Here is a 23,977-nt window from a genome sequence, read left to right on the forward strand (position 1 = left end):
GATCAACGGCTCGGATCGCGTTCCGGGCTCGGCCGCTTTGCCAGCTTGCGCTGCAGCGAACGCCGGTGCATGCCGAGCAGGCGTGCCGCTGCGGACACGTTGCCGCCGGTCTCGTGCATCGCCTGCTGGATGTGTTCCCACTGCAGGCGGCTGATCGGCGTCATCGCGTCCGGCACTTCCATTTCGCCATCGTCGGCCGGGCCGTCGTCTTCCTCGCCAAGCGCGCGCAGGATCATCGGTACCGTGGCCGGCTTCGGCAGGTAATCGTCGGCCCCCAGCTTGATCGCCTCAACGGCAGTGGCGATGCTGGCGTAGCCGGTCACCAGCAGGATACGCATGTCCGCGCGCAGCGCGCGCAGCGGCTGGATCAGCGCCAGGCCGGAATCACTGCCCAGCTTCAGGTCGATCAGCGCGAACGCCGGCGGATGCTGGCGGGCCAATGCCAGCGCGCTGGCGGCATCCTGCGCGGTCTGCGTTTCCAGTCCCTTGCGGGCCAGGCTGCGCTGCAGGGTGCGCAGGTACAGTTCGTCGTCGTCGACCAGCAGGCCGAGGGTTGAGGCGCTCATGGGGTTTCCTCGCGTGGGACCAGCGGCAGGCGGAAGCCGACGCGGCTGCCGGCGCCTTGGGCCGGGCGCATCCACATCTCGCCGTCGAGGCGTTCGATGGTGGCATGGGACAGGGCCAGGCCAACGCCCATGCCCTCGCTCTTGCTGCTGCCGAACAGCTTGCCTGGCAGCACCGCGGCACGGGCATCGAAGCCGTGGCCGTAGTCGCGGACTTCGCCGATCAGGTCGTCGCCTTCGATGCGCAGGTCCAGGTCTACCCGTGGCCGCCCGGCCTGTTCGCCGGCATCTGCGGCATTGTTGAGCAGGACCATCAGCAGATGGCCCACGCCCGGATCCAGTGGTAACCGCAGCGGCGCATCGTCATTGCGATGCAGGTCGATGGTCGGCCGCACCAGGCGCCACTGTTCCAGTACCTGCTGGGCGCTGGAGTGGCTGCGGCCCGGTGCGTCGGCCGAGGCCGGTGCGGCCAGCGCCAGCACGCGTTCCCGGCACTGCACCAGCAGTTCGCGCAGGGTCTCCATGTCTTCGCGCACTTCGGGCTCTTCGCTGCGCTCGGCGACGTCATCGGCAAGCAGGGTCATGGTCGCCAGCGGCGTGTTCAGTTCATGCGCCACCGAGGCGGCATGGGTGGCCAGGGCGACGATGCCTTCGTTGCGGGCGAAGCGTTCCCTGAGTGCCGACAGTTCCAGTTCGCGCTGTCGCAGCGCCAGCGCCAGGCGGGTGGAGAAGGTCAGCACGACCGCTGCGGAAATGAGGAAGTTGGCGACCACGCCCCAACGGTTGAGGTCCTGCGCGCGGAAATAGCCGTCCGGCAGCGGCTGGCCGAAGATGCCGCTGGCGGCGTAGCCGAGCAGGCAGGCCAGGGCCACTGCCAGTGCCCAGCGCAGGGGCAGGGCGAAGGCGGCCAGCGCGATCAGGATCAGGAACAGTGAACTGAACGGGTTGGCCATGCCGCCGCTCCAGCCCACCATCCAGGTCAGGATGATCACGTCCACCAGGATATGGCCGAATGCGGTCAGCGGGGCGGTGTCGGCCGCTTCCGGGCGCAGCTGGGTGTAGATGTTGAACAAGGTGAGCACGGCCACGCCGGCCCATAGTGGCAGCTGGGGCAACGGCAGGCCCAGCACCCAGCTGGCGACCAGGATGGTGGCGGCCTGGCCGCCTACGGCAAGCCAGCGCAGGCTGCACAGGGTACGGAGGAACGGGGCGTCGGGACCGGTCATTCATGCTCATCGTATGCGTTCACGGGCGCGCGTGCCTGCGACAATCGGCCGCAGCCGTGCCGCCGGCTGAATGCGAGTCACCCCGAATGCGGGAGCGGGCGGTAGAATGCGCCCATGCACGACGCCGTGACCCGCCCTACGCCTCCCTCCGATGCCACCTCCTGGCCCCGCCGCCAGACCCATGCCGTGCAGATCGGCGGGGTCACCGTAGGCGGAGGCAAGCCGGTAGTGGTGCAGTCGATGACCAACACCGACACCTCCGACGTGGCTTCCAGCGTCAAGCAGGTGGCCGAGTTGTGGCGCGCGGGTTCGGAAATGGTGCGGTTGACCGTCAACACCGTGGAAGCGGCTGCGGCGATCCCGCGCATCGTCGACAAGCTGGCGATGATGGGTATCGACGTGCCGCTGATCGGTGACTTCCATTACAACGGCCACCAGCTGCTGACCGCCGAACCGGCGTGTGCCGAAGCGCTGGCAAAGTACCGCATCAACCCCGGCAACGTCGGCTTCGGCAAGAAGAAGGACCTGCAGTTCGCGCAGTTGATCGAGTTTGCGATCCGCTACAACAAGCCGGTGCGCATCGGCGCCAACTGGGGCTCGCTGGACCAGGCCCTGGCGGCGAAGCTGATGGACGAGAACAGCCTGCGCGAACAGCCCTGGGATGCCGGCCGCGTGCTGCGCGAAGCGCTGATCCGCTCGGCCCTGGATTCGGCCGAGCAGGCGGTGGAACTCGGCCTGCCGCGCGACCGCATCGTGCTGTCGGCCAAGGTCAGCGGCGTGCAGGAGCTGATCGCGGTATACCGCGACCTGGCCCAGCGCTCGGATTTCGCCCTGCACCTGGGCCTGACCGAAGCCGGTATCGGCAGCAAGGGCATCGTCGCGTCGTCGGCGGCGCTGGGCGTGCTGCTGCAGGAAGGCATCGGTGACACCATCCGCATCTCGCTGACCCCGGAACCGGGCCAGTCGCGCACGCAGGAAGTGATCGTCGCCCAGGAACTGCTGCAGACCACCGGCCAACGCGCCTTCACGCCGCTGGTCACGGCCTGCCCGGGCTGCGGCCGCACCACCTCGGAGTTCTTCCAGGAGCTGGCCAAGGTGGTGCAGAACCACGTGCGCGAGAAGATGCCGCTGTGGAAGATCCACCACCCGGGGGCGGAGAACATGACCCTGGCGGTGATGGGCTGCATCGTGAACGGGCCGGGCGAGTCGCGCCATGCCAACATCGGCATCTCGCTGCCGGGCACGGGCGAAACACCCGCAGCGCCGGTGTTTGTCGATGGCGAGAAGAAGGTGACCCTGCGCGGCGACAACATCGCCCAGGAGTTCGTCGCCCTGATCGACGATTACGTCGAACACACGTATGTCCGAAGCGCCGGATAAGCCTGCAATCCTCGCTGCACCGGAGTCCGCCTCCGGTTTCCGCCACTGGATGGCGCGCAATGCCTGGCGCCTGGTCCTGCTGTTCGGCGGCGTGCTGCTGCCGCTGGCTGGCTTCGTCGCCCTGGCGGACGAGGTGCACGAGTTTGAATCGTTCCATTTCGACGCGCCGCTGCTGTGGCAGATGCATGGCCTGCACTCGCCACTGCTGGACCGCTTCTTCGTGCTCATTTCCAAACTGGGCTATGAGTGGTTCCTGATCCCGGCCGACGTGCTGATCATCGGCGTGCTGCTGGGCTACCGGCGCTGGCGCGAGGCCACCTTCGTGGCGGTCAGCTTCGTCGGCTCGGCGCTGCTGAACATGGGCAGCAAGCACTTCTTCCAGCGCCAGCGCCCCAGCCTGTGGGAATCGATCGCGCCGGAATCGACGTTCAGCTTTCCCAGCGGCCACGCGATGGGCTCGATGACCCTGGCGGTGACCCTGGTACTGCTGGCCTGGAACACCCGCTGGCGCTGGCCGGTGCTGCTGCTGGCACCGGCATTCAGCCTGCTGGTCAGCGTCTCCCGGGTCTATCTGGGGGTGCATTACCCCTCCGATATCCTGGCCGGATGGTGTGCCGCGCTGGTTTGGGTGGTAGGGTGCTATCTGGTCATGTTCAGTCGCCGGCACCCTTGGCGGCATCATGGCACGCGGCCAGCGAAGGCCAGCGAAGCATCATCACAGGGGGATTGACGTGGATGCCCCGCGCGGGACGTCTACGTGATAGATCAGTTGTTTCGTTGCAGCAGGTTCTGCAAGACAGGGGGCAAGCACAACGCGCGGTACTGTGATGCGCAAGGCAGATTGCCGGGGCCGCATTCCGAACGCGCTTGCAGGGTATCGGCACCCTGCCTAGCTTGACCTGCAATGGCCGCATTCGAAGAGGTACGTGAATGACGATTCGAGTCTACCTGGTGGATGACCACGCGCTGGTCCGCACCGGGATGAAGATGATTCTGTCGGGGGAAACCGACATCGAGGTGGTGGGCGAAGCCGAGACCGGCGAAGACGCGCTGCGTGAAGTCCGCCAGCTGCTGCCGGATGTGGTGCTGTGTGACCTGCACCTGCCGGGTGTGAGCGGCATGGAAGTGACCGAGCGCATCGTGCGCAGCCACCGCAACACCCGCGTAGTGATCGTGTCGGTGCTGGAAGATGGCCCGCTGCCGAAGCGGCTGCTCGAAGCCGGCGCGGCCGGATATATCGGCAAGGGTTGTGATGCGCAGGAACTGCTGCGCGCGGTGCGTGACGTGGCAGGTGGGCGCCGCTACCTGGGCACCAGCATCGCGCAGAATCTGGCACTGTCGACGGTGGAAGGCAACGGTTCGCCGTTCGACAGCCTGTCGCCGCGCGAGCTGGAAGTGGCGTTGCTGCTGACCCAGGGCCTGCGCCAGGAAGATATCGCGCGGCGGCTGAGCCTGAGTGCGAAGACGGTGAACACGCACAAGGCGCGGCTGTTCGAGAAGATGGGGATCCACGACAACATCGCGCTGGCGCGGATGGCCAGCCAGTACGGGTTGGTGGATCCGGCGCGGCCGCTGTAACGGGTTTCGGCCAACGGCTGAGCCCCTTGCGGTGTGCGGCAGGATTCGTGGGGTTGGCCCTGCGGAGGGATTGCGCAGGGGACGCCGTGAATCCATCCCTGGAGGCTCGGTCGCGCCATCCATGGCGCTCACGCCCCTGCGCAATCCCTCCGCAGGGCCAAGGACGGTTTTCGTGCGCCGCCACCGCGGAATGAAGAAGGAAGAGCGGGAGCGGGTCGCGCTCTGGATGCTGGTCCTGTAGAGCTGAGCCATGCTCGGCTGCTTTCCATTCCGCTGGCGTGGAGCCGAGCGTGGGCTCGGCTCTACAGCTGCGTTGGGCTCAGTGGTCGCGAACGCGCTTGATGATCTTCGCGGCGTCGGCGGCGCTGGCGCGCACCTTGTCCCATTCGCCGTTGGCAATCCAGTTGCCCGGCACCATCCACGAACCGCCGATGCAGACCACGTTTTTCTGCTCGAGGTATTCGGCGGCGGTGTTTTCGGTGATGCCGCCGGTCGGGCACAGCTTCAGGTCCGCCACCGGGCCGGCCAGTCCCTTGATCATCGCCAGCCCGCCCACGGCCGTGGCCGGGAACAGCTTGCACACGCGGAAGCCGCGGGCGTAGAGCGACAGCAGCTCGGTCGGCGTGGCCGCACCCGGCACCACCGGCAGCGGCGCAGCAGCCAGTGCATCGGCCAGCGCTGGCGGCGTGCCCGGGGTCACCAGGAAGTCCGCGCCCGCATCGATCGACTGCTGCATCTGCTCCACGGTCAGCACCGTGCCTGCACCCACCACCACATCGGGCAGCTCGCGCTTGAGCATCGCCAACGCTTCCATCGCCACCGGCGTACGCAGCGTCAGCTCGATCGCCGGCAAACCACCGTCCAGCAGCGCCGCACTGACCGCCCGCGCCTGGTCCAGCGTATGAACCGTCACCACCGGCAGGATGCCCGCCGCATGCAACAGCTCCGCCGCCTTCACCTGATGTTGTTCGATACCCATGCTTTTGCCCTTGCCTTTGCTCTTCTTGATTCAGTGGCCGCAGCGCAAATGACGCGCCGGGAATTGTCCAAGGGCAGTGGAGTGCCCTGGCCGGGACCGTGAGCGGCATGGATGCCGCGATCGAGCCCCCATGGATGGGTTTACGGCGTGTCCCGGCCAGGGCGCTCTACTGCCCAAGCCGGGAAGCCTGCCGCGGCTTTTCGCTTCAGGCGTCTTTCGCCTCATGCGGCGCTGCCGCCGCCGCGGCATCATGCCCCAGCTCGTACTCCGCGTCGTACTCCCACGGCCCGCCATCGGCCGCCGCCGGACCGCACGAAATCGACATCGCTCCCTGGTCGGCCGGGCCCACCACGCGACGGTTGACCGCGAACAGATTGCGGCCCAGGTCATGCGCGGCCGGCGCAGTGTTCGGAGCCAGCGGACGCGCCGCCCATTCGGCCGGGTCCACCAGCACCTCCAGCGTGCCGGCCTCGCCGTCCAGCCGGATCATGTCGCCTTCGCGGACCTTCGCCAGCGGGCCGCCGCGCGCCGCTTCCGGCGTCACGTGGATCGCCGCCGGAATCTTGCCCGAGGCGCCGGACAGGCGACCGTCGGTGACCAGCGCCACGCGTCGGCCCTGGTTCTGCAACAGGCCCAGCAGCGGCGCCAGCGAATGCAGTTCCGGCATGCCGTTCGCACGCGGGCCCTGGTAACGCACCACCGCCACGAAATGCTCGGGCAGCAGGCCACCGGCGTGCAGCTTGTTCAGCACCTGCGGTGCATCGACCACCACGGCCGGTGCTTCGATCGTGCGGTACTGCGGCTTCACCGCCGACAGCTTGATCAGCGACTTGCCCAGGTTGCCGCGCAGCAGGCGCAGGCCACCCTGGTGTTCGAACGGATTGTCGACGCCACGCACCACCTCGTCATCGGCGCTGCGTTCCAGGCCCGGCAGATAAACCAGTTGGCCGTCGCGCAGCTGGGGTTCGCGGGCGTAGTCGGCCATGCCGCCACGGGCCACGCTGACCAGGTCGCCATGCATCAGGCCGGCCTTGATCAGCTCGCCGAACACGAACGCCGGGCCACCGGCGGCGGCGAAGCGGTTCACGTCGGCCTCGCCGTTCGGGTAGACGCGGGCCAGCAGCGGAATCAGCTGCGACAGCTCGTCGAAGTCGTCCCAGGTCAGCACGATGCCGGCCGCACGCGCCACCGCGATCCAGTGGATGGTGTGGTTGGTCGAACCGCCGGTGGCCATCAGCGCGATGACCGCGTTGATGATCGCGCGCTCGTCGATGATCCGGCCCAGCGGACGGAAGTCATCGCCCAGCGCAGTGATGTCCAGTGCACGTTCGGTCGCTTCGCGGGTAAGAGCGTCGCGCAGCGGGGTGCCCGGATTGACGAACGACGCGCCCGGCAGCTGCACGCCCATCGCTTCCAGCAGCACCTGGTTGGAGTTGGCCGTGCCGTAGAAGGTGCAGGTGCCGGCGCCGTGGTAGGAGGCCGACTCGGCTTCCAGCAGTTCTTCACGGGTGGCTTCGCCGGCGGCATAGCGCTCGCGAACCTCCGCCTTCTGCTTGTTGGGTATGCCCGGGGTCATCGGGCCGGCCGGCACGAACACCGCCGGCAGGTGGCCGAAGGCCAGTGCGCCGATCAGCAGCCCCGGCACGATCTTGTCGCAGACACCAAGGTAGACGGTGGTATCGAACATGTCGTGGCTGAGCCCGATCGCCGTCGCCTGCGCGATCACATCGCGCGAGAACAGCGACAGCTCCATGCCACCACGGCCCTGGGTGACGCCGTCGCACATCGCCGGCACACCGCCGGCCACCTGCGCGGTGGCGCCCAGCTCGCGGGCGATCTGGCGGATCTGCTCGGGATAGGTCTCGAACGGCTGGTGCGCCGACAGCATGTCGTTGTAGGCGGTGATGATGCCAAGGTTCGGTGTCACCCCACCGCGCAGGCGGCTCTTGTCGGTGCCGCCACAGGCGGCGAATCCGTGGGCGAGGTTGCCGCAGCTCAGGCGGCTGCGGAACGGGCCTTCGCGCAGGGAGGCGTCGATCGCGGCCAGATAGGCGGCGCGCGAGGCCGCGCTGCGGCGGATGACGCGCTCAGTGATGGCTTGCAGTTGCGGATGGAGGCTCATTGGCTACCGGCGTTCGTGGTGGCGAGAGGCAAGCGGCGGCGTGGCGCCGCCGCCGACATCAATCAGCCCAGTGGACGCGCAGGCGCGCGCCTTCCAGGTTGATTGCATTGAGGATCGGGTACTGCTGGGGGTCATTGCTGTCCAGTGCCTGGCGCAGTACCTGCAGCTTCTGCTTGCCGCGCAGCAGCAGCAGACGCTGGCGGCACTGGCGCAGGCCGTGCGGGGTCAGGGTGATGCGCAGCGGCCACTGGTTCGCGCCCGGGCAGCCGGTGGCATCCAGTGCCGCATAGGGCAGGGTGCTTTCCAGTGCACGGGCCAGGTCCTTCGAACCCGGGAACAGCGAGGCGGTGTGGCCATCGTTGCCCATGCCCAGTGCCACCAGGCTGGGTGGCTGGCTGTGCTGGGCCTGCAGGTTGGCGGTGTAGACGCACTCCGTCAGCGGCTTGCCGATCCGCACCAGCGGATCGAAGTGCGCACCCTCGGCACGCTTGAGCAGGTGCTCGCGCACCAGCCAGGCGTTGCTGTCGCGATCCTGCGGCGACAGCCACCGCTCATCGGCCAGGCTCACTTCCACCCGGTCCCAATGCACGTCCAGTTCGGCCAGTGCCTGGTATACCGGCGCCGGCGTGGTGCCACCGGAGAGCAGGATGCGGGCCCGGCCCACCTCATTGATGTCGTGGTTGAGGGTCTGCGCCATTTCGGCGGCCACCGCCTCGATCCAGCCATCGGCGTCGCCGTGCTGAATGAACTCGATGCGGTCGTCGTGCAAGGTGGGGCTCATGCGGCAACTCCTGGTGCGTCACGTTCGGCGTCGGCAGCATAGGCGGCAGCGCCCAGCAGTCCGGCGTGGGGATGCATCACGGCAAGCGATGGCACCCTCGCCATGATCGAAGAGAACCGCCCCTTGTGTTCGAAGCGCTGGCGGAAGCCGGAGTGCTGCAGTGAATCGAGCATCTTCGGGGTCAGGCCGCCCGTCAGGAACACGCCGTCCCAGGCGCCCTGGGTCAGTACCAGATCGCCGGCGATGGCGCCGAACACCGCGCAGAACACGTCCACGGTGCGCATTGCCTGCGGATCACCGTGCAGGGCACGCGCGGTCACGTCTACCGGCTGCAGCTGGCCGGGGTCGATGCCGGCCATCTCGCACACGGCGCGATGGATGTTGACCAGCCCGGGTCCGCAGATCAGGCGTTCGTTGGAGACGCGGCCGAACTGCTCGGAGAGGATTTCCAGGATGCGGATTTCCTCCGGTGTGCCCGGTGGGAAACTGACATGACCGCCTTCGGTTTCCAGCGGATAGCAGCGGCCGTGGCGCATGATCAGGCCACCGACGCCGAGCCCGGTACCGGGCCCGATCACCGCGTAGTTGCGCGGCTGTCCCGGCTTGCCCGGTACCCAGGCGGCGCCGCCGACCTGGACGACGTCCTCGGGCTGCAGCAGCGAAATCGCCATCGCCTGTGCGGCGAAGTCGTTGATCAGGTGCAGCTCGTCGAACCCCAGCATCGCGGCGGTGCGGCTGCGCGAGATCACCCACGGATGATTGGTGATGCGCGCCTCGTCACCGTCGACGCGGCCGGCCACTGCGAACACGCCGCGGCTGGCCGCAGCGCCGATCTGCTCCAGGTGGTGGCGCGCGGCATCACCCAGCGACGGGAATTCCGCCACCGCGTACTCGCGGATGCTCTCCTTGAGCAGCGGCGCGTCCTGCGAGGTGTCGGCCAGGGCGAAGCGGGCATTGGTGCCGCCGATGTCGGCAACCAGCACCGGCTGCGAGATGGCACTCATGCCGAGGCCCCGCTGTCCGGCGCGTCCACGCCCTGCGGCAGGAACTCGCCTGCATTGCTCGGGCCCCACTGGCCAGCAGGATACGGTTCCAGCGGCAGCTTGGCCTCCTTCCAGGCGTCGGCAACGCTGTCGATCCAGGCCCACGCTGCGCGCACTTCGTCGTCGCGCACGAACAGCGTGTGGTTGCCGTTGAAGGCATCCAGGAACAGGCGTTCGTAGGCGATGCGGCGGTGCAGGCCGGTCGGCACCGACAGTTCCAGTTCCAGCGGATGCAGTTCCAGGGCACCCCATTCCGGGCCGGCCAGGCTGCTCATCAGGCCCAGTTCGATGTTTTCCTGCGGCTGCAGCTGGAACACCAGGCGGTTCGGCGCGGCCTGCGCGCGCTGCGGGCGCTCGAACAGCCAGTGGGTGACCGGCTTCAGCGTGACCACCACGCGGGTGGTGCGCTCGGGCAGGCGCTTGCCGGTGACCAGGTGGAACGGCACGCCGCTCCAGCGCCAGTTGTCGATATGCGCGGTGACACCGGCGAAGGTTTCCACGTCGCTGCCTTCCGGCGGCTGGTAGGCCTGGGCCGGCTGGCCATTGATGGTGCCGGCGGTGTAGCGGCCACGGATGCTGTCACGCGCGGCGTGCCTGGCATCGAGCGGGCGCAGGGCGCGCAGCACCTTGACCTTCTCGTCGCGGATGCGATCGGCTTCAAGCGATGCCGGCGGTTCCATCGCCACCATGCACAGCAGCTGCAGGATGTGGCTCTGCACCATGTCCCGCAGCGCGCCGGAGCGGGCGTAATAGGCATCGCGGCCATCCACGCCTTCGCTTTCGGCCACCAGGATGTGCACCGATTCGATGTAGTTGCGGTTCCACACCGCTTCCAGCAGCGTGTTGCCGAAGCGCAGTGCGATCAGGTTCTGCACCGCGGCCTTGCCCAGGTAGTGGTCGAGGCGGAACACGCGGTCCTCGTCGATCCACTGGCCGATGGTGCTGATGATTTCCTCGGCGCTCTCGCTGTCGCTGCCGATCGGCTTCTCCAGCATCAGGCGTGCCGGCGCGGCGAGGGCGCCGCCCTTGGCCAGGCCTTCGCAGGTGGAGATGTACAGGCCCGGCGGAATGGCCAGGTAGCTGACGCACTTGCGGTGCACCAGGTCGGAGACGGCGGCGGCAACCGAGTCGACATCGCGCAGGTCCACCGAACGGTAGTCGATGCGGCGCAGCAGGGCAGCGATGTCGTCCTGCGTGGCCATCGGCATGGCCTGCTGCAGGCGCGGCCGGAGGATGTCATGGAAAGCTTCGGTGTCATGCCCGGACAGGGCCAGTGCGCGGATGCGGAAGTCCTCCGGCAGCAGGCCGTCGCCAAGCAGGCGAAGCAGCGAAGGGAACAGGTAGCGCTGGGCCAGATCACCTGTGGCACCGAACAGGAAGAGGGTGTCGTGCATCGCTCGAGTTTCAGATCCGGGTGACATCGTTGTCAATCGCTTCATGGCTGGGTTCGGGGGACATCCGCGCAACTGCCTGTCCGAGGTTCGTCAGGGGCGATCTCCGGTGTTGCGGAAGATCGTTCCATTCGAAACCACTACCTCGGCGGAACCTTCGTTCAACCGCCGACGCAGATCGGTGCGCACCGATCATCGGATAGTGCCACGTGAAAACGTTTACATGGCAGAATGGGCAACTGTATTCGATTGCAGTGCTCGCCGTCATGCGGCAGGCGCGCAATCATCACTGCCATCGGGAGGGCCGAGGCAGTCCCAAAAGACAGCCCGGCTTCGGGCGGACCGGATAGGTGATATGGCAAAAGTGCAGTTGCAGGGTGTGCGCAAGGTCTATGACAACGGCCAGGTCGCGGTGAAGGACGCCACCTTCGAGGTCGCCGATGGCGAGCTGATGGTGCTGGTCGGACCGTCCGGCTGTGGCAAGTCGACCCTGTTGCGGATGGTGGCCGGCCTTGAAGAGATCAGCGGTGGCACGCTGACCATTGGTGATCGCGTGGTCAACGACGTGGCGCCGAAGGATCGCGACATCGCCATGGTGTTCCAGAGCTACGCGTTGTACCCGCACATGACCGTGGCCGAGAACCTGGCCTTCGGCCTGAAGCTGCGCGGGCATGACAAGGCGACCATCGACAAGCGCATTGCCGAGGCGGCGCAGACGCTGGGCCTGACCGAGATGATGGACAAGCTGCCCAAGGCGATGTCCGGTGGCCAGCGTCAGCGCGTGGCACTGGGCCGGGCGCTGGTGCGCGAGCCGGCGGTGTTCCTGCTCGACGAGCCGCTGTCCAACCTCGACGCCAAGCTGCGTCACAGCGTGCGTACCGAGATTGCGCAGCTGCACCGGAAGCTGGGCACCACCATGATCTACGTGACGCACGACCAGGTTGAAGCGATGACCCTGGGTCAGCGCATCGTGGTGCTGAAGGACGGCATCATCCAGCAGATCGATACGCCGATGGCGCTGTACGACCGCCCGGCCAACCTGTTCGTGGCTGGTTTCCTCGGCAGCCCGGCGATGAACGTGCTGCGTGGCACGCTGCAGGGCGATGCCGGTGGCGTGACCGTGGTCGACGGCCAGTGGCGTGCACCGCTGGGCCAGGCCACGATCGATCCGGCATGGCTGCAGAAACCGATCGCGGTGGGCGTGCGCCCGGAGCACCTGCAACCGGCTGCTGCCGATGATGCGCACGCGTTCATCGCGCGCATTGAGGGCATCGAACCGGTCGGCAACGAGATCTTCGTCAACCTCAGCAGTGGCCAGCATGCGCTGACCATGCGCGTGGCACCGCAGGCGTTGCCTGCGGTGGGCGATGACATCCGCGTGGCGATCCACCCGCAGGGCCTGCATTTCTTCAACGCAGAGAGCGGCGAGCGCCTGTAACGGGTAGCGCCGGCCGCTGGCCGGCAACCTCAACCCTGCATGGTTGCCGGCCAGCGGCCGGCACTACCATTCCTTCACCGAAGGCGTGCGGACCAACGGTCCGCACCCACCGGGTCGGTCAGTAGATCCACGCCATGCGTGGATGAGGGCGCGTCAGATTCAGCGCGCCAATCCATCCAGCAGCGGCACGCGCTGCGCAATGGCATCACCCACCTGCAGCTCGGCGTCGCCAGCCTCCAGTGGCAGCACCGCCAGCGCCAGCTCGCCGGCCACGCTGGCGATTGTGCCCAGCGTCGCGCCGTCCTGCTGCACGCCATCGCCGGCCTGTGCGGGTGCCGCGGTATGCAGCAGCTGCACCGCGCGCTTGGCCTTGCCGAGGAAATGGGTGCGGGCGACGATTTCCTGGCCGGGGTAGCAGCCCTTCTTCACGCTGTAGCCATTCAGGCGGTCCAGGCCCAGCTGCTGCGGGGTCCACACTTCGCGCTGGCTCTCTTCCAGCCGTGGCAGGCCGTAGCGCAGGTCGGCCTGGCGCCAAGCGAGAGCGAAGGCGGCCTCATCGGCTTCAGAACTGGCGGCGAACGCTTCGGCGCTGCCGATGCGCAGGGTGCGCGGCAGTGCATCGCTGCCTAGGTCCAGCTCCCAACCCTCATCTGCGGCCTGCGCAATCGCCGCGCCGCTGGCGGCCTCGGGCGCGGTGAAGGCGCCGGCCGCTGCCAGATCGCTGCGTCCCTGCACCTTCACCTTGCGACGGAACACGAAGCGCTGCAGTTGCGACGCAATCGCATCGGCATCGCCGTCGGCCAGCACCAGCATCACGTGATCGTCGGCCAGCCGGAGCAGCTGGAACACCGCCAGAGTGCGGCCCTTGGCACTCAGCCAGGCACTCCACTGCCAGTGCAACAGGGGCAGGGCGGTGACATCGCTGCTGAACTGGGCGTGGGCGAAGGCGGCCGCATCCGGGCCCTGCAGGCTCAGCAGCTGGTGGCCGGGCAGGCGCGGATATCCGACGAAAGCAGGGGGCAGGTTGTCAGGCACGTGAACGAGGTCTAAAATTTGTGCGTTGCGAGACCGAACATGATAGGCCAAACAACCCCCACTCCCGACGACGAATCTGAAGCCCCGCTGGTCCCTGCGGCACCCGTGCCCGTGGAGCAGGAAAAGGCAGAGGAATTCGGCGGCCGCGGCGGACTTGATCCGGTGCGGTATGGCGATTGGGAGAAAAACGGACGCTGCATCGATTTCTGATCAGCATTGAGCCAACGCGGCCGCGTGCCGCCCAGCCGAGACAACGAGCCCAGCGAATGGCGACCAGACAACGCCCACTTTCCCCGCACCTTCAGGTGTATCGCTGGCAGATTCAGATGGCCACCTCGATCCTGCATCGAGCCACCGGCATCTTTCTGTCTGTTGGTGCCCTCATCATCGCTGCCGGCCTGCTGGCCCTGATGATGGGGCCCGAGTCCTGGAACTGCTTCACCGGCCATGCCGGGGCCTGGTATGGCCGCGTGTTCCTGTTCGCGTGGACATGGTCGTTCGCCTATCACCTGTGCAATGGCATCCGCCACGTGGTGCAGGACTTTGCCATCGGCTTCAGCATCCCGGCCTTCATCCGCAGCAGCTGGCTGTCGGTCATCGGCAGCCTGGTGATCACCCTGCTGGTGTGGGCCTATGTGATGTTCGGAGGTGCCGCGTGAGCAAGTTCCGTACTCCGTTGAAGAACGTGCGCGGCCTGGGCTCGGCCAAGACCGGCACCGAGCACTTCGTGCACCAGCGCCTGACCGCCGCCGCACTGGTGGTGCTGGGCATCTGGTTCCTGGTCTTCGTGCTGGGCCTGCTCGGCTCGGACTACGCGACCGCCGCCGCCGCCGTGGCCAAGCCGTGGAACGCGGTGCCGCTGATCGGCCTGCTGATCGCCATGTTCTGGCACGCGCAGCTCGGCATGCAGGTCGTGCTGGAAGACTACATCCACGAATCGCTGCTGGCCCTGGTGCTGCAGACCGCGGTGAAGTTCGTCGCCGTGCTCGGCATGATCGTCAGTGTGTTTGCGGTGGGCCGCATCGCCCTCGGCGTTGCCTGAGCCCAGGCACCTACACAGGAATCCAGATTAGATGTCCGCTTACAAGATCACCGAACACAAGTACGACATGGTCGTGGTCGGCGCCGGCGGTGCCGGCCTGCGCGCCACGTTCGGCCTGGCCGCCAAGGGCCTGCAGACCGTGTGCCTGACCAAGGTCTTCCCGACCCGTTCGCACACCGTTGCCGCCCAGGGCGGTATTTCGGCCGCACTCGGCAACATGGGCGAGGACGACTGGCGCTACCACTTCTTCGACACCATCAAGGGGTCGGACTGGCTGGGTGACCAGGACGCCATCGAGTACATGTGCCGTGAGGCCATCCCGGCCATCATCGAACTTGAACACTACGGCGTGCCGTTCTCGCGCACCGCCGAAGGCAAGATCTACCAGCGTCCGTTCGGTGGCATGACCACCAAGTACGGCGAAGGCCCGGCGGCGCAACGTACCTGCGCGGCGGCCGACCGTACCGGCCACGCGATGCTGCACACCCTGTACCAGCAGTCGCTGAAGCACGATGCGCGCTTCATGATCGAGTACTTCGCGCTTGACCTGATCTTCGACGACGAAGGCGCCTGCCGCGGCGTGCTGGCCCTGGACATGTCCGATGGCACGCTGCACCTGTTCCGCGCCCAGGGCGTGGTGCTGGCCACCGGCGGCTACGGCCGTGCCTACTTCAGCGCCACCTCGGCGCACACCTGCACCGGCGACGGTGGCGGCCTGGCCATGCGTGCCGGCATCGCCATGCAGGACATGGAGTTCGTGCAGTTCCACCCGACCGGCATCTACGGCGCCGGCTGCCTGATCACCGAGGGTGTCCGCGGTGAAGGCGGCATCCTGCGCAACAGCAGCGGCGAGCGCTTCATGGAGCGCTATGCACCGCACTACAAGGATCTGGCCTCGCGCGACGTGGTCAGCCGTTCGATGACCATCGAGATCCGCGAAGGCCGCGGCGTCGGCGAGCACAAGGACCACATCCTGCTCGACCTGACCCATCTCGGCCCGGGCGTGATCGACGAGAAGCTGCCGGGCATCGCCGAGAGCGCCCGCATCTTCGCCGGCGTCGACGTGCACAAGCAGCCGATCCCGGTCATTCCGACCGTGCACTACAACATGGGCGGCATCCCGACCAACTACCACGGTGAAGTGGTGCAGAAGGTCGGCGACAACGACAACGCCGTGGTGCCGGGCCTGTACGCCATCGGCGAAGCGGCCTGCGTCTCCGTGCACGGCGCCAACCGCCTGGGCTCGAACTCGCTGCTCGACCTGGTGGTGTTCGGCCGTGCGGTGGCCAACCGCTGCGCCGAGACCATCAAGCCGGGCGCCGCGCACAAGCCGCTGCCGGCCGATGCCTGCGACAAGGCGCTGGGCCTGCTGGACAAGCTGCGCCACGCCAACGGCGATACCCCGACCTCGGTCATCCGCGACCGCATGCAGCGCACCATGCAGGCCGACGCGGCGGTCTTCCGCACCAGCCAGACGCTGAAGGAAGGCTGCGAGAAGATGGACAAGATCTTCGACTCGTTCCAGGACGTGAAGGTCTCCGACCGCTCGCTGGTCTGGAACTCGGACCTGATCGAGACCTACGAGCTGAACAACCTGCTGCTCAACGCGGTGGCGACGATCAACTCGGCCGAACAGCGTAAGGAAAGCCGTGGTGCGCATGCGCACGAGGACTATCCGGACCGCGACGACGTCAACTGGCAGAAGCACACCCTGGTCAGCGTCGACGAGAAGGGCAAGTGCAGCTTCGACTACCGTCCGGTGCACATGTACACGTTGACCGACGACGTGTCCGTGGTGCCGCCGAAGCCGCGCGTGTACTGATCCGACCCCGCCTACCATGCAATCCGCGCCCACGGGCGCGGGCCGCCTGAGCCAACGAGAGCAGCCATGGCCGAGTTTTCACTCCCCAAGAATTCCAAGATCACGAAGGGCAAGCACTTCCCCGTCAAGAACGGCGGCAAGAATGTGCGCACCTTCAAGATCTACCGCTGGAGTCCGGACGACGACAGCAACCCGCGCACCGATACCTATGAGGTCGATCTGGATGCCTGTGGCCCGATGGTCCTGGACGCCCTGATCAAGATCAAGAACGAGATCGACCCGACCCTGACCTTCCGCCGCTCGTGCCGCGAAGGCATCTGTGGTTCGTGCGCGATGAACATCGACGGCACCAACACCCTGGCCTGCACCCGAGCCATCTCGGACTGCGGCAAGAAGGAAGTGCCGATCTACCCGTTGCCGCACATGAACGTGGTCAAGGATCTGGTTCCGGACCTGACCCACTTCTACGCGCAGTACGCCTCGATCAAGCCGTGGATCCGCACCCAGACCCCGGCACCGCCGGACCGCGAGCGCCTGCAGTCGCCGGAAGACCGCAAGAAGCTGGACGGCCTGTACGAGTGCATCCTGTGCGCCTGCTGCTCGACCAGCTGCCCGAGCTACTGGTGGAACGGCGAGCGTTACCTGGGCCCGGCAATCCTGCTGCAGGCCTACCGCTGGATCATCGACTCGCGCGATGAGGACACCGGTGCGCGCCTGGACGATCTGGAAGATCCGTTCAAGCTGTACCGCTGCCACACCATCATGAACTGCGCCCGCACCTGCCCGAAGGGCCTGAACCCGGCGCTGGCGATCGCCGAGATCAAGAAGCTGATGATGGAACGCCGCGCCTGATCAGGCCTGGCTGTACTTGGTAGAGCCACGCCGTGCGTGGCTGCACCACCTCAGTAGAGCCACGCCATGCGTGGCTGCACCACCTCAGTAGAGCCACGCCATGCGTGGCTTTGCTGTATCTGGAGAAGCACGATGGAAGAAGACGTTCTGCTGAAGAAGCTGCGCTGGCGCTGCCGCCGCGGCATGCGTGAGCTGGATCAGCTGTTCGAGCGCTATCTCGACCACGAATGGCGCACTGCGCCGACCGAAGAGCGCGAGGTTTTCCTGTTCCTGCTCGACTGCGAGGACGATAGGTTGTGGCGCTGGTTCATGGGCTACGAGGCCTGTCCGCATGCGCACGCGATCCCCCTCATGCAGAAGATCCTCACCCTCAAGCCTTGAGTGGCGCCCTTCGAGGCTGCAGGCCGCCGCTCAGTTGGCGGTGCTGCTGGCCGCACCCTGGCTGTTGCGCGCCTCGGATCTACCTGCGCGGCTGCTGATGCCCGCGCTGCTGCTGGCCTGGGGCGTCGGCTTGGCCGAACTGGCCTGGCGCCAGCGCAGGCCACGCGTACAGGTGCTTCTTGCGCCGCTTCCCGAACCACTGCAGGTGGCCGGGCAGGACGTTGATACGCCACGGCTGGTGGTGCGTGGCCCATGGCTGTTGTTGCTGTGGTGTGAGGATCGGCGCCGCCGGCGCCTGCTGTTCTGGCCCGATGTGCTCGATTCCGGGCAGCGACGTGAACTGCGACTGGCCGTGGCCGCACGCGGCGTTTCCCGTCGGCCCCGGTCAATGGCACCATAAGCTGAATTGACTGGCGTGCCTGCATGTTCAAACCCATTCCCGTGGCGATCGGCCTGCGCTACCTGCGTGCCAAGCGCCGCAACGGCTTCATCTCCTTCATCTCGATGGCATCGATCCTGGGCATCGCGCTCGGCGTTACGGTGCTGATCACCACCTTGGCCGTCATGAGCGGTTTCCAGAAGGAAATCCGCAGCCGTCTGCTGCAGATGACCGCGCACACCACCATCAGCCGCGACGGCGAACCGATGCCGGACTGGATGCGGGTGGTCGACGTGGCCAGGAAGGATCCGCGTGTGGCCGGCGCCGCACCGTACATCGAGATCCAGTCGATGATCAGCGGCCCGCGCGTGCAGGGCGCGATCATCCAAGGCATCGATCCGGCGCTGGAGCCGAACGTCTCGGTGATCGACAAGAAGATCACCAAGGGCAGCTATGACAGCCTCAAGCCGGGCAGCTTCAACCTGCTGCTGGGCAAGGAGCTGGCGATCTGGCTGGGCGTGGACGTTGGTGACCAGGTGCTGGTGACCTTTGCCGAAGTGCAGGGCACGCCGGCCGGCGCGGTGCCGCGGATGAAACGCTTCACCGTCAGTGGCCTCTTCGAGGCCGGCTATAACGAGGTCGATCGCGGCGTCGGCTTCGCCAACATGCAGGACCTGGAGCGCGTGCTGCGCAGCGACGGTGCCACCGGCGTGCGCCTGAAACTGCACGACATGGACCGCTCGCTGGAGGTGGGCGTGGATCTTGCGCAGAACCTCGGTGGCGCCTACCGCGTAAGCGACTGGACCCAGCAGAATGCCAACCTCTACCACTCACTGCGCATGGAAAAGGTGGTGATGGGCATCCTGCTGTCGCTGATCATCGCCATGGGTGCGTTCAACCTGGTGTCTTCGCAGGTGATGCTGGTGACCGACAAGCAGGCCGACATCGCCATCCTGCGCACCCTCGGCCTGACCCCGGGTGGCGTGATGCAGGTGTTCATGGTGCAGGGTTCGCTGATCGGCATCTTCGGTACGCTGGCTGGCCTGATCGGCGGCATCACCCTGACCCTCAACCTGGAACGCATCCTCGGCGCCATCGAGAGCGTGTTCAACGTCAAGCTGCTGCCGGAGGATGTGTACTACATCACCGGCCTGCCGACCGACATGCAGACGGGCGACGTGGTGGCGATCACCGTGGTCGCGCTGCTGATGAGCTTCCTGGCCACCCTGTATCCCGCCTGGCGGGCAGCACGCACCCAGCCGGCGGAGGCCCTGCGTTATGAATAAGGTCTTCAACCGCGGCGACGAAGTGATCCGTGCCGAAGCACTGGGCAAGACCTACGCTGAAGGGCGCATGCAGACCCCGGTGTTCGATGGGCTGGACCTGACCGTGACCGCCGGCGAAACGGTGGCGATCATCGGTGCCTCCGGCGCCGGCAAGAGCACGCTGTTGCACCTGCTGGGTGGCCTGGACATTCCCACTGCCGGTGAGGTCTATGTGACCGGCCAGCGCATGTCGGCGCTGTCGGACACCGCGCGCGGCCTGCTGCGCAACCAGGCGCTGGGCTTCGTCTACCAGTTCCATCACCTGCTGCCGGAGTTCACCGCGCTGGAAAACGTGATGATGCCGGTGCTGCTGGCTGGCACCGCGGTGGCCGAAGCGAGCAGCCGGGCCACCATGCTGCTGGAAGCGGTCGGCCTCGGCCATCGCCTGGATCACAAGCCGGGCGAGCTGTCTGGTGGTGAGCGGCAGCGTGCTGCGGTGGCGCGGGCACTGGTCAATCACCCGGCCTGCGTGCTGGGCGACGAGCCTACCGGCAACCTGGATGACCGCACGGCGGCAACGGTGTTCGAGCTGATGCTTGAACTCAACCGCGCGCGCCATACCAGCCTGGTGCTGGTGACCCATGACCGCAGCCTGGCGCGTCGCCTGGACCGGGTGCTGGAACTGCGGGAAGGGCGCCTGCACGCACTGGCCCACGCCGACGTCTGAGGCGCTGGGCCCGCTTTGGTGGAAGCCGACCTGGGTCGGCTGCTCCTTCAGGGCAAGCGCCAAGCAAGGTTGGCGTCTACCGTGGTCCGGCCAGGAGCCGCCGACCGGCGGCTGAATGGGCTGCCGGTCGTCGCGCCAGCGTTGCGAGCCCGGGCGCATGATGGCGACAGTTCCCCGAGGAGATCGCCATGAAGACCCCGATCCTGCTGGCCGGCCTCTGCCTCGCCCTGGTCGCCTGCGCGACCACCGGCCGGCTCAGCAGCGCCGAGAAGCTTGACCTTTACCGCGCCCACGCCGGTGCGCCGCAGAGCGACATGCAGTTCTTCGGCACCCTCAATGGCTGGACCGAACTGGGCGACAGCGCACTGGCGGTCTGGACGCGCCCGAGCGAGGCCTACCTGCTGGAGCTGAGAGGCCCCTGCCAGGACCTGCCGTATGCCACCGCCATCGGCCTGACCAGCCAGATGAATCGTGTTTCGGCGCGCTTCGACAAGGTGCTGGTGCGCGACCCTACCGGTGGCCCGCGCATGCCGTGCTTCATCGACAGCATCCGCAAGCTGGATGTGAAGGCGCTGCGCGCGTCCGAGCAGGAGCTGCGCCAGGCGCAGGTGCAGGAGCGCGAGGAATCCGGGAAGTAAACGGGTAGCGCCGGGCCATGCCCGGCGGATTCCTGGACGCGGGGCATGGCCCGGCGCTACCGGCAGGTCAGGCTTCCGGAACGAAGCCAGCCGGCTTCTCTGCGTCCTTCTCGAACAGGAACTTGACCAGTTCGCCTTCAAGAAACGCACGATGCTCCGGGGTGCGCGGCGACAGCCGGTTCTCGTTGATCAGCATGGTCTGGTGCGCCAGCCATGCGGCCCAGGCCTGCTTGCCGATGTTGTTGAAGATGCGCTGGCCCAGCTCGCCGGGGTAGGGCACGAAGTCCAGGCCCTCGGCATCGCGTTGTTCGTACTGGCAGAAGACGGTTCGGGGCATGGCACTCACTCGTGGTTGCGGGATTTCTTGGAAGTTCGTTTTGGCGTCCTGATCGTGGCGCCGTCGAGCAGTTTGCGGATCGGCGCTGGCAGGCCCAATGCGGGTAGCTCGTCGTTGGCGACCCAGCGCAGCGTGGGTTCTTCCACGCGCAGGCCGCGCACCTTCCGTGACAATATCTGCAGGTGCAGCCTGTAGTGGCTGAAGGTGTGCTGCAGCACCGGCAGTTCCTCTGCATCTTCCAGCGAGCCGTCGACATGTGCGTCGAACCAGTCCTGCAGGTCGCTGCCGGCCTCCGCCTGCGGCAGCGTCCACAGCTGCGCCCAGATGCCGGTGTCCGGCCGCTTCTGCAGCAGCACGCGCTGCTGGGCGTCACGCAGCAGCAGAGCCACGGCTTCGCGCTCGGGCAGGGTCTTGCTGGGCTTGGGCGTGGGCAGTTCAGCGGTGCGGCCTTCGCGGCGTGCCACGCACGTGTCCTGCAGCGGGCAGATGACGCAGGCGGGCTTGGCCCGGCTGCATACGGACGCGCCCAGGTCCATTTGTGCCTGGGTGTAATCGGCCATGCGACCGGCCGGCACCTTCGCCACGTGTGCCTCGGCGATCGCCCATAGCTGCTTTTCGATGACTGGCAGGCCGGGGAAGCCGTCGATGCCGTGATAGCGGCTGAGCACGCGCTTGACGTTGCCGTCAAGGATCGCGAACGGGTCGTTCCAGGCCTGGCTGAGGATCGCGCCAGCGGTGCTGCGGCCAATGCCGGGCAGGGCATGCAATGCATCGAAATCGCGCGGCAGGTCGCCGCCGTGCAGTTCCACGCAGCGCTTTGCAGCGGCATGCAGGTTACGCGCACGGGCGTAGTAGCCAAGCCCCGCCCACTGCGCCATCACCGCGTCATTGCTGGCGGCGGCGAGGTCGGGCAGGGTCGGGAAGTGCTGCAGGAACCGCAGGAAGTACGGGATGACCGTGGTCACCTGGGTCTGCTGCAGCATGATCTCCGACAACCAGACCCTGTAAGGGCTGCGCGGGTGCTGCCAGGGCAGGTCGTGGCGGCCGTGGTCGTCGAACCAGTGCAGCAGGCGAGCGATGAAGTCGTCTTGCTGGGGGTTGTCGGCGCTGGCGTGCGGCTGGCGGGGCATGGGTGTTCCGGGGAAGGCAGCCACCCGTAGGGTGGCTCTACTGGATTGCGGTTGCGGTGCAGTAGAGCCACGCCATGCGTGGCTGCACGGTGTATCAGGCGCCCAGCGCTTCGGGCAGCAGGGCGTCGACGAAGGCTTCCGGGTCGAACACGCGCAGGTCTTCCGGGCGCTCGCCGATGCCCGCAAAGCGGATCGGAATGCCGAACTCGCGGGCCAGTGCGAACACCACGCCGCCCTTGGCGGTGCCGTCCAGCTTGGTCACCACCAGGCCGGTCACGTTCACCGCAGCATTGAACTGGCGCAGCTGCGACAGCGCGTTCTGGCCGGTGGTGCCATCGATCACCATCAGCACTTCGTGCGGGGCGGTGGGATCGATCTTGCCGAGCACGCGGCGGATCTTGCCCAGCTCGTTCATCAGGCCGGACTGGGTGTGCAGGCGGCCGGCGGTGTCGGCGATCAGCACCGAGGTGCCACGGGCCTTGCCGGCCTGCAGCGCGTCGAACGCCACCGACGCGGCATCGGCGTTCTGCCCCTGCGCGACCACGGCCACGCCATTGCGCTCGCCCCAGGCCTGCAGCTGCGCCACGGCAGCGGCACGGAAGGTATCGCCGGCGGCCAGCATCAGGCTGTGGCCATCATCCTTGAAGCGCTTGGCCAGCTTGCCGATGGTGGTGGTCTTGCCGACACCATTGACGCCGACGGTGAGCACCACGAAGGGCTTGGCGTTGCGGTCGATCACCAGCGGCTTGGCGACCGGTTGCAGGATCGCGATCAGCTCGGCGCGCAGCGCGGCCAGCAGCGCATTGGCATCAGCGAACTCGCGCGACTTCATGCGCTTGCGCAGGCCCTCGACCAGATCGGTAGTGGCACCCACGCCGACGTCGGCAGTGATCAGTGCGGTTTCCAGTTCGTCCAGCAGGTCGTCGTCGAGCTTGGGATTGCGCGAGAACAGGCCACCGAAGCTGCGCGCGATGACGCTGTTGCGCAGGCGCTCGCGCCAGCCGGGCTTGCCGGCCGGGGCTGGCGGGGCATCCACCAGAGCTGGCAGGTCGGCGGCCGGGGCGGTTGGTTCCTCGACCGGAATGACCGGAGCCAGAGGGGCCAGCACGGCGGCCGCAGCCAGCACTTCGGCCTGGACGTCCTCCGGCGCGGTGACCGGCTGCGCAGCCGGTACGGCAGGCCATTCGGCGACGGGCGCCGGTTCCGGTACAGGTGCCGGTGCTGCGGCTTCGACTACCGGGATCGTGGCGGCGTCTTCGGCCGGGGCGGCTGACGGGAACGCCGCCGCCAGCTCTTCAGCCGAGTAGTGCTGGGTCTTGGGTGCCTCCGTGGCGGGGGCATCCTGGGGCTTCTTGCGGCGGAAAAAACTGAGCATTGGCAAAAGGCGCTGAAATCAGGGGGATATGCTACCACTCGGGCCTGTCGGGCTGATGTGGACTCAAGGTCGCGGCCCGCCGGCCGTTAACCGGTCCGAAGGGCTGCGCAGCGCGGCCCGGAGACCGCCATGAACGACGTGATGGGAATCGCTCTCGGCGGGATGCGCGCGGCCCACCAGGGAGTGCAGGTGGCCGCGCACAACGTGGCCAACCTGGCGACTCCTGATGCCCGACGCCTGCAACTGCTGCGCAGTGAGGCGGAGCAGGGCGGGGTGCAGGCCGCGATGACCCCTGCCGACGCCGATGCTGGCGTGCCATTGGGGGACCTGCTGGCGGCGAAAGCCGAGGTGGTGGCCTTCGCCGCCAATGCCACGGTGATACGGCGCCAGGACCAGATGCTGGGTTCGCTGCTGGATCGGGAGGTCTGAGCCGCCCGGCTTTGGTGGGTGTCAACCTGGGTTGACACGCTCCCCCCTGGTAGGTGCCAACCTT

The 23,977-nt window shown here is 67.2% G+C and carries 26 protein-coding genes; 15 read left to right on the top strand and 11 right to left on the bottom strand.

Going from position 1 to position 23,977, the window contains the following annotated elements; genetic code table 11:
- Positions 1-2: 2 nt before the first annotated feature.
- Both AC5P8C_RS11735 and AC5P8C_RS11740 read right to left on the bottom strand, forming a co-directional pair.
- Positions 3-566: a response regulator transcription factor gene (locus AC5P8C_RS11735; RefSeq protein WP_005409063.1), complete on the bottom strand. Its 564-nt coding sequence runs from the start codon at positions 564-566 to the stop codon at positions 3-5.
- Positions 563-1,789: an ATP-binding protein gene (locus tag AC5P8C_RS11740; RefSeq protein ID WP_019661188.1), complete on the bottom strand. Its 1,227-nt coding sequence runs from the start codon at positions 1,787-1,789 to the stop codon at positions 563-565. The genes AC5P8C_RS11735 and AC5P8C_RS11740 overlap by 4 nt, the downstream gene beginning before the upstream one ends.
- A 114-nt stretch (positions 1,790-1,903) precedes the next feature.
- Between AC5P8C_RS11740 and ispG the strand changes: the two genes are divergently transcribed.
- The 3 genes from ispG to AC5P8C_RS11755 all read left to right on the top strand — a co-directional run bounded on the left by ispG (position 1,904) and on the right by AC5P8C_RS11755 (position 4,747).
- Positions 1,904-3,169, top strand: a complete 1,266-nt coding sequence (gene ispG / locus AC5P8C_RS11745; RefSeq protein ID WP_495218785.1) for a flavodoxin-dependent (E)-4-hydroxy-3-methylbut-2-enyl-diphosphate synthase — start codon at positions 1,904-1,906, stop codon at positions 3,167-3,169.
- The gene (locus tag AC5P8C_RS11750) at positions 3,150-3,899 is read left to right on the top strand and encodes a phosphatase PAP2 family protein (RefSeq protein ID WP_058980273.1); all 750 of its coding nucleotides are present in this window, start codon (positions 3,150-3,152) and stop codon (positions 3,897-3,899) included. The genes ispG and AC5P8C_RS11750 overlap by 20 nt, the downstream gene beginning before the upstream one ends.
- 200 nt (positions 3,900-4,099) lie before the next feature.
- A complete protein-coding gene (locus AC5P8C_RS11755; protein WP_004153112.1) occupies positions 4,100-4,747 on the top strand; it encodes a response regulator in 648 nt (215 codons plus the stop codon).
- 319 nt (positions 4,748-5,066) lie between these two features.
- Here the strand turns inward: AC5P8C_RS11755 and eda are convergent, their stop codons facing one another.
- From eda to zwf, 5 genes are all read right to left on the bottom strand, one after another.
- Positions 5,067-5,726 (bottom strand): bifunctional 4-hydroxy-2-oxoglutarate aldolase/2-dehydro-3-deoxy-phosphogluconate aldolase, encoded by a 660-nt coding sequence (gene eda / locus AC5P8C_RS11760; RefSeq protein WP_019661193.1) that lies wholly within the window; start codon positions 5,724-5,726, stop codon positions 5,067-5,069.
- 205 nt (positions 5,727-5,931) lie between these two features.
- Entirely contained in the window at positions 5,932-7,848 is a 1,917-nt protein-coding gene (gene edd / locus AC5P8C_RS11765) for a phosphogluconate dehydratase (protein WP_021202019.1), read from the bottom strand.
- 58 nt (positions 7,849-7,906) lie between these two features.
- Positions 7,907-8,629 (bottom strand): 6-phosphogluconolactonase, encoded by a 723-nt coding sequence (pgl, locus tag AC5P8C_RS11770; RefSeq protein WP_019661195.1) that lies wholly within the window; start codon positions 8,627-8,629, stop codon positions 7,907-7,909.
- Positions 8,626-9,633 carry a glucokinase gene (gene glk / locus AC5P8C_RS11775; RefSeq protein WP_019661196.1) on the bottom strand — a complete coding sequence of 336 codons (1,008 nt, stop codon included), beginning with the start codon at positions 9,631-9,633 and terminating at the stop codon, positions 8,626-8,628. The genes pgl and glk overlap by 4 nt, the downstream gene beginning before the upstream one ends.
- Positions 9,630-11,066, bottom strand: a complete 1,437-nt coding sequence (zwf, locus tag AC5P8C_RS11780) for a glucose-6-phosphate dehydrogenase (protein WP_019661197.1) — start codon at positions 11,064-11,066, stop codon at positions 9,630-9,632. Before zwf ends, glk begins: the two co-directional genes overlap by 4 nt.
- A gap of 352 nt (positions 11,067-11,418) precedes the next feature.
- Between zwf and AC5P8C_RS11785 the strand changes: the two genes are divergently transcribed.
- The gene (locus AC5P8C_RS11785; protein WP_019661198.1) at positions 11,419-12,501 is read left to right on the top strand and encodes an ABC transporter ATP-binding protein; all 1,083 of its coding nucleotides are present in this window, start codon (positions 11,419-11,421) and stop codon (positions 12,499-12,501) included.
- A gap of 159 nt (positions 12,502-12,660) precedes the next feature.
- On the opposite strand, the gene ygfZ is transcribed toward AC5P8C_RS11785, so the two are convergent.
- On the bottom strand, positions 12,661-13,536 hold the full coding sequence (gene ygfZ / locus AC5P8C_RS11790) for a CAF17-like 4Fe-4S cluster assembly/insertion protein YgfZ (protein WP_346470169.1): 876 nt from the start codon (positions 13,534-13,536) through the stop codon (positions 12,661-12,663).
- A gap of 39 nt (positions 13,537-13,575) precedes the next feature.
- On the opposite strand from ygfZ, the gene AC5P8C_RS11795 reads away from it, so the two are divergent.
- From AC5P8C_RS11795 to AC5P8C_RS11840, 10 genes are all read left to right on the top strand, one after another.
- Positions 13,576-13,746, top strand: a complete 171-nt coding sequence (locus tag AC5P8C_RS11795) for a DUF1674 domain-containing protein (protein ID WP_005409075.1) — start codon at positions 13,576-13,578, stop codon at positions 13,744-13,746.
- Between the two features lie 56 nt (positions 13,747-13,802).
- Positions 13,803-14,195 carry a succinate dehydrogenase, cytochrome b556 subunit gene (sdhC, locus tag AC5P8C_RS11800; RefSeq protein WP_005416132.1) on the top strand — a complete coding sequence of 131 codons (393 nt, stop codon included), beginning with the start codon at positions 13,803-13,805 and terminating at the stop codon, positions 14,193-14,195.
- A complete protein-coding gene (gene sdhD / locus AC5P8C_RS11805; RefSeq protein ID WP_005409077.1) occupies positions 14,192-14,578 on the top strand; it encodes a succinate dehydrogenase, hydrophobic membrane anchor protein in 387 nt (128 codons plus the stop codon). Before sdhC ends, sdhD begins: the two co-directional genes overlap by 4 nt.
- A gap of 31 nt (positions 14,579-14,609) precedes the next feature.
- Positions 14,610-16,400 carry a succinate dehydrogenase flavoprotein subunit gene (sdhA, locus tag AC5P8C_RS11810; RefSeq protein ID WP_014036803.1) on the top strand — a complete coding sequence of 597 codons (1,791 nt, stop codon included), beginning with the start codon at positions 14,610-14,612 and terminating at the stop codon, positions 16,398-16,400.
- Positions 16,401-16,466: 66 nt separating this feature from the next.
- Positions 16,467-17,252 carry a succinate dehydrogenase iron-sulfur subunit gene (locus AC5P8C_RS11815; RefSeq protein WP_005409079.1) on the top strand — a complete coding sequence of 262 codons (786 nt, stop codon included), beginning with the start codon at positions 16,467-16,469 and terminating at the stop codon, positions 17,250-17,252.
- Between the two features lie 132 nt (positions 17,253-17,384).
- Positions 17,385-17,633, top strand: a complete 249-nt coding sequence (locus AC5P8C_RS11820; RefSeq protein ID WP_495218787.1) for an FAD assembly factor SdhE — start codon at positions 17,385-17,387, stop codon at positions 17,631-17,633.
- On the top strand, positions 17,584-18,033 hold the full coding sequence (locus AC5P8C_RS11825) for a hypothetical protein (protein WP_021202023.1): 450 nt from the start codon (positions 17,584-17,586) through the stop codon (positions 18,031-18,033). The genes AC5P8C_RS11820 and AC5P8C_RS11825 overlap by 50 nt, the downstream gene beginning before the upstream one ends.
- A gap of 23 nt (positions 18,034-18,056) precedes the next feature.
- Positions 18,057-19,298: a lipoprotein-releasing ABC transporter permease subunit gene (locus AC5P8C_RS11830; RefSeq protein ID WP_019661203.1), complete on the top strand. Its 1,242-nt coding sequence runs from the start codon at positions 18,057-18,059 to the stop codon at positions 19,296-19,298.
- Positions 19,291-20,004: a lipoprotein-releasing ABC transporter ATP-binding protein LolD gene (lolD, locus tag AC5P8C_RS11835; protein WP_019661204.1), complete on the top strand. Its 714-nt coding sequence runs from the start codon at positions 19,291-19,293 to the stop codon at positions 20,002-20,004. The genes AC5P8C_RS11830 and lolD overlap by 8 nt, the downstream gene beginning before the upstream one ends.
- Positions 20,005-20,192: 188 nt before the next feature.
- Positions 20,193-20,642, top strand: a complete 450-nt coding sequence (locus AC5P8C_RS11840; RefSeq protein ID WP_021202024.1) for a DUF6491 family protein — start codon at positions 20,193-20,195, stop codon at positions 20,640-20,642.
- Positions 20,643-20,709: 67 nt separating this feature from the next.
- Here AC5P8C_RS11840 and AC5P8C_RS11845 read toward each other — a convergent pair whose 3' ends face one another.
- The 3 genes from AC5P8C_RS11845 to ftsY all read right to left on the bottom strand — a co-directional run bounded on the left by AC5P8C_RS11845 (position 20,710) and on the right by ftsY (position 23,484).
- Positions 20,710-20,979 (bottom strand): oxidative damage protection protein, encoded by a 270-nt coding sequence (locus AC5P8C_RS11845; RefSeq protein WP_019661206.1) that lies wholly within the window; start codon positions 20,977-20,979, stop codon positions 20,710-20,712.
- Positions 20,980-20,984: 5 nt separating this feature from the next.
- Positions 20,985-22,109, bottom strand: a complete 1,125-nt coding sequence (gene mutY / locus AC5P8C_RS11850) for an A/G-specific adenine glycosylase (RefSeq protein ID WP_019661207.1) — start codon at positions 22,107-22,109, stop codon at positions 20,985-20,987.
- Between the two features lie 94 nt (positions 22,110-22,203).
- Positions 22,204-23,484, bottom strand: a complete 1,281-nt coding sequence (gene ftsY / locus AC5P8C_RS11855) for a signal recognition particle-docking protein FtsY (protein WP_019661208.1) — start codon at positions 23,482-23,484, stop codon at positions 22,204-22,206.
- 129 nt (positions 23,485-23,613) lie between these two features.
- On the opposite strand from ftsY, the gene AC5P8C_RS11860 reads away from it, so the two are divergent.
- A complete protein-coding gene (locus AC5P8C_RS11860; protein WP_019661209.1) occupies positions 23,614-23,913 on the top strand; it encodes a hypothetical protein in 300 nt (99 codons plus the stop codon).
- The last annotated feature ends 64 nt before the right edge of the window (positions 23,914-23,977 follow it).

Source organism: Stenotrophomonas sp. YJH_SMC_46 (assembly GCF_059370315.1).

What these genes read in the sequence shown, in the direction of transcription:
- sdhC (WP_005416132.1), top strand. Translation starts at nt 13,803, where the DNA reads ATGGCGACCAGACAACGCCCACTTTCCCCGCACCTTCAGGTGTATCGC.
- zwf (WP_019661197.1), bottom strand. Translation starts at nt 11,066, where the DNA reads ATGCACGACACCCTCTTCCTGTTCGGTGCCACAGGTGATCTGGCCCAG.
- AC5P8C_RS11750 (WP_058980273.1), top strand. Translation starts at nt 3,150, where the DNA reads ATGTCCGAAGCGCCGGATAAGCCTGCAATCCTCGCTGCACCGGAGTCC.
- AC5P8C_RS11755 (WP_004153112.1), top strand. Translation starts at nt 4,100, where the DNA reads ATGACGATTCGAGTCTACCTGGTGGATGACCACGCGCTGGTCCGCACC.
- pgl (WP_019661195.1), bottom strand. Translation starts at nt 8,629, where the DNA reads ATGAGCCCCACCTTGCACGACGACCGCATCGAGTTCATTCAGCACGGC.
- AC5P8C_RS11830 (WP_019661203.1), top strand. Translation starts at nt 18,057, where the DNA reads ATGTTCAAACCCATTCCCGTGGCGATCGGCCTGCGCTACCTGCGTGCC.
- sdhA (WP_014036803.1), top strand. Translation starts at nt 14,610, where the DNA reads ATGTCCGCTTACAAGATCACCGAACACAAGTACGACATGGTCGTGGTC.
- AC5P8C_RS11825 (WP_021202023.1), top strand. Translation starts at nt 17,584, where the DNA reads ATGCGCACGCGATCCCCCTCATGCAGAAGATCCTCACCCTCAAGCCTT.
- AC5P8C_RS11840 (WP_021202024.1), top strand. Translation starts at nt 20,193, where the DNA reads ATGAAGACCCCGATCCTGCTGGCCGGCCTCTGCCTCGCCCTGGTCGCC.
- lolD (WP_019661204.1), top strand. Translation starts at nt 19,291, where the DNA reads ATGAATAAGGTCTTCAACCGCGGCGACGAAGTGATCCGTGCCGAAGCA.
- edd (WP_021202019.1), bottom strand. Translation starts at nt 7,848, where the DNA reads ATGAGCCTCCATCCGCAACTGCAAGCCATCACTGAGCGCGTCATCCGC.
- AC5P8C_RS11795 (WP_005409075.1), top strand. Translation starts at nt 13,576, where the DNA reads ATGATAGGCCAAACAACCCCCACTCCCGACGACGAATCTGAAGCCCCG.
- ispG (WP_495218785.1), top strand. Translation starts at nt 1,904, where the DNA reads ATGCACGACGCCGTGACCCGCCCTACGCCTCCCTCCGATGCCACCTCC.
- mutY (WP_019661207.1), bottom strand. Translation starts at nt 22,109, where the DNA reads ATGCCCCGCCAGCCGCACGCCAGCGCCGACAACCCCCAGCAAGACGAC.
- AC5P8C_RS11860 (WP_019661209.1), top strand. Translation starts at nt 23,614, where the DNA reads ATGAACGACGTGATGGGAATCGCTCTCGGCGGGATGCGCGCGGCCCAC.
- AC5P8C_RS11845 (WP_019661206.1), bottom strand. Translation starts at nt 20,979, where the DNA reads ATGCCCCGAACCGTCTTCTGCCAGTACGAACAACGCGATGCCGAGGGC.
- eda (WP_019661193.1), bottom strand. Translation starts at nt 5,726, where the DNA reads ATGGGTATCGAACAACATCAGGTGAAGGCGGCGGAGCTGTTGCATGCG.
- AC5P8C_RS11735 (WP_005409063.1), bottom strand. Translation starts at nt 566, where the DNA reads ATGAGCGCCTCAACCCTCGGCCTGCTGGTCGACGACGACGAACTGTAC.
- ftsY (WP_019661208.1), bottom strand. Translation starts at nt 23,484, where the DNA reads ATGCTCAGTTTTTTCCGCCGCAAGAAGCCCCAGGATGCCCCCGCCACG.
- AC5P8C_RS11785 (WP_019661198.1), top strand. Translation starts at nt 11,419, where the DNA reads ATGGCAAAAGTGCAGTTGCAGGGTGTGCGCAAGGTCTATGACAACGGC.
- glk (WP_019661196.1), bottom strand. Translation starts at nt 9,633, where the DNA reads ATGAGTGCCATCTCGCAGCCGGTGCTGGTTGCCGACATCGGCGGCACC.
- AC5P8C_RS11740 (WP_019661188.1), bottom strand. Translation starts at nt 1,789, where the DNA reads ATGACCGGTCCCGACGCCCCGTTCCTCCGTACCCTGTGCAGCCTGCGC.
- AC5P8C_RS11820 (WP_495218787.1), top strand. Translation starts at nt 17,385, where the DNA reads ATGGAAGAAGACGTTCTGCTGAAGAAGCTGCGCTGGCGCTGCCGCCGC.
- AC5P8C_RS11815 (WP_005409079.1), top strand. Translation starts at nt 16,467, where the DNA reads ATGGCCGAGTTTTCACTCCCCAAGAATTCCAAGATCACGAAGGGCAAG.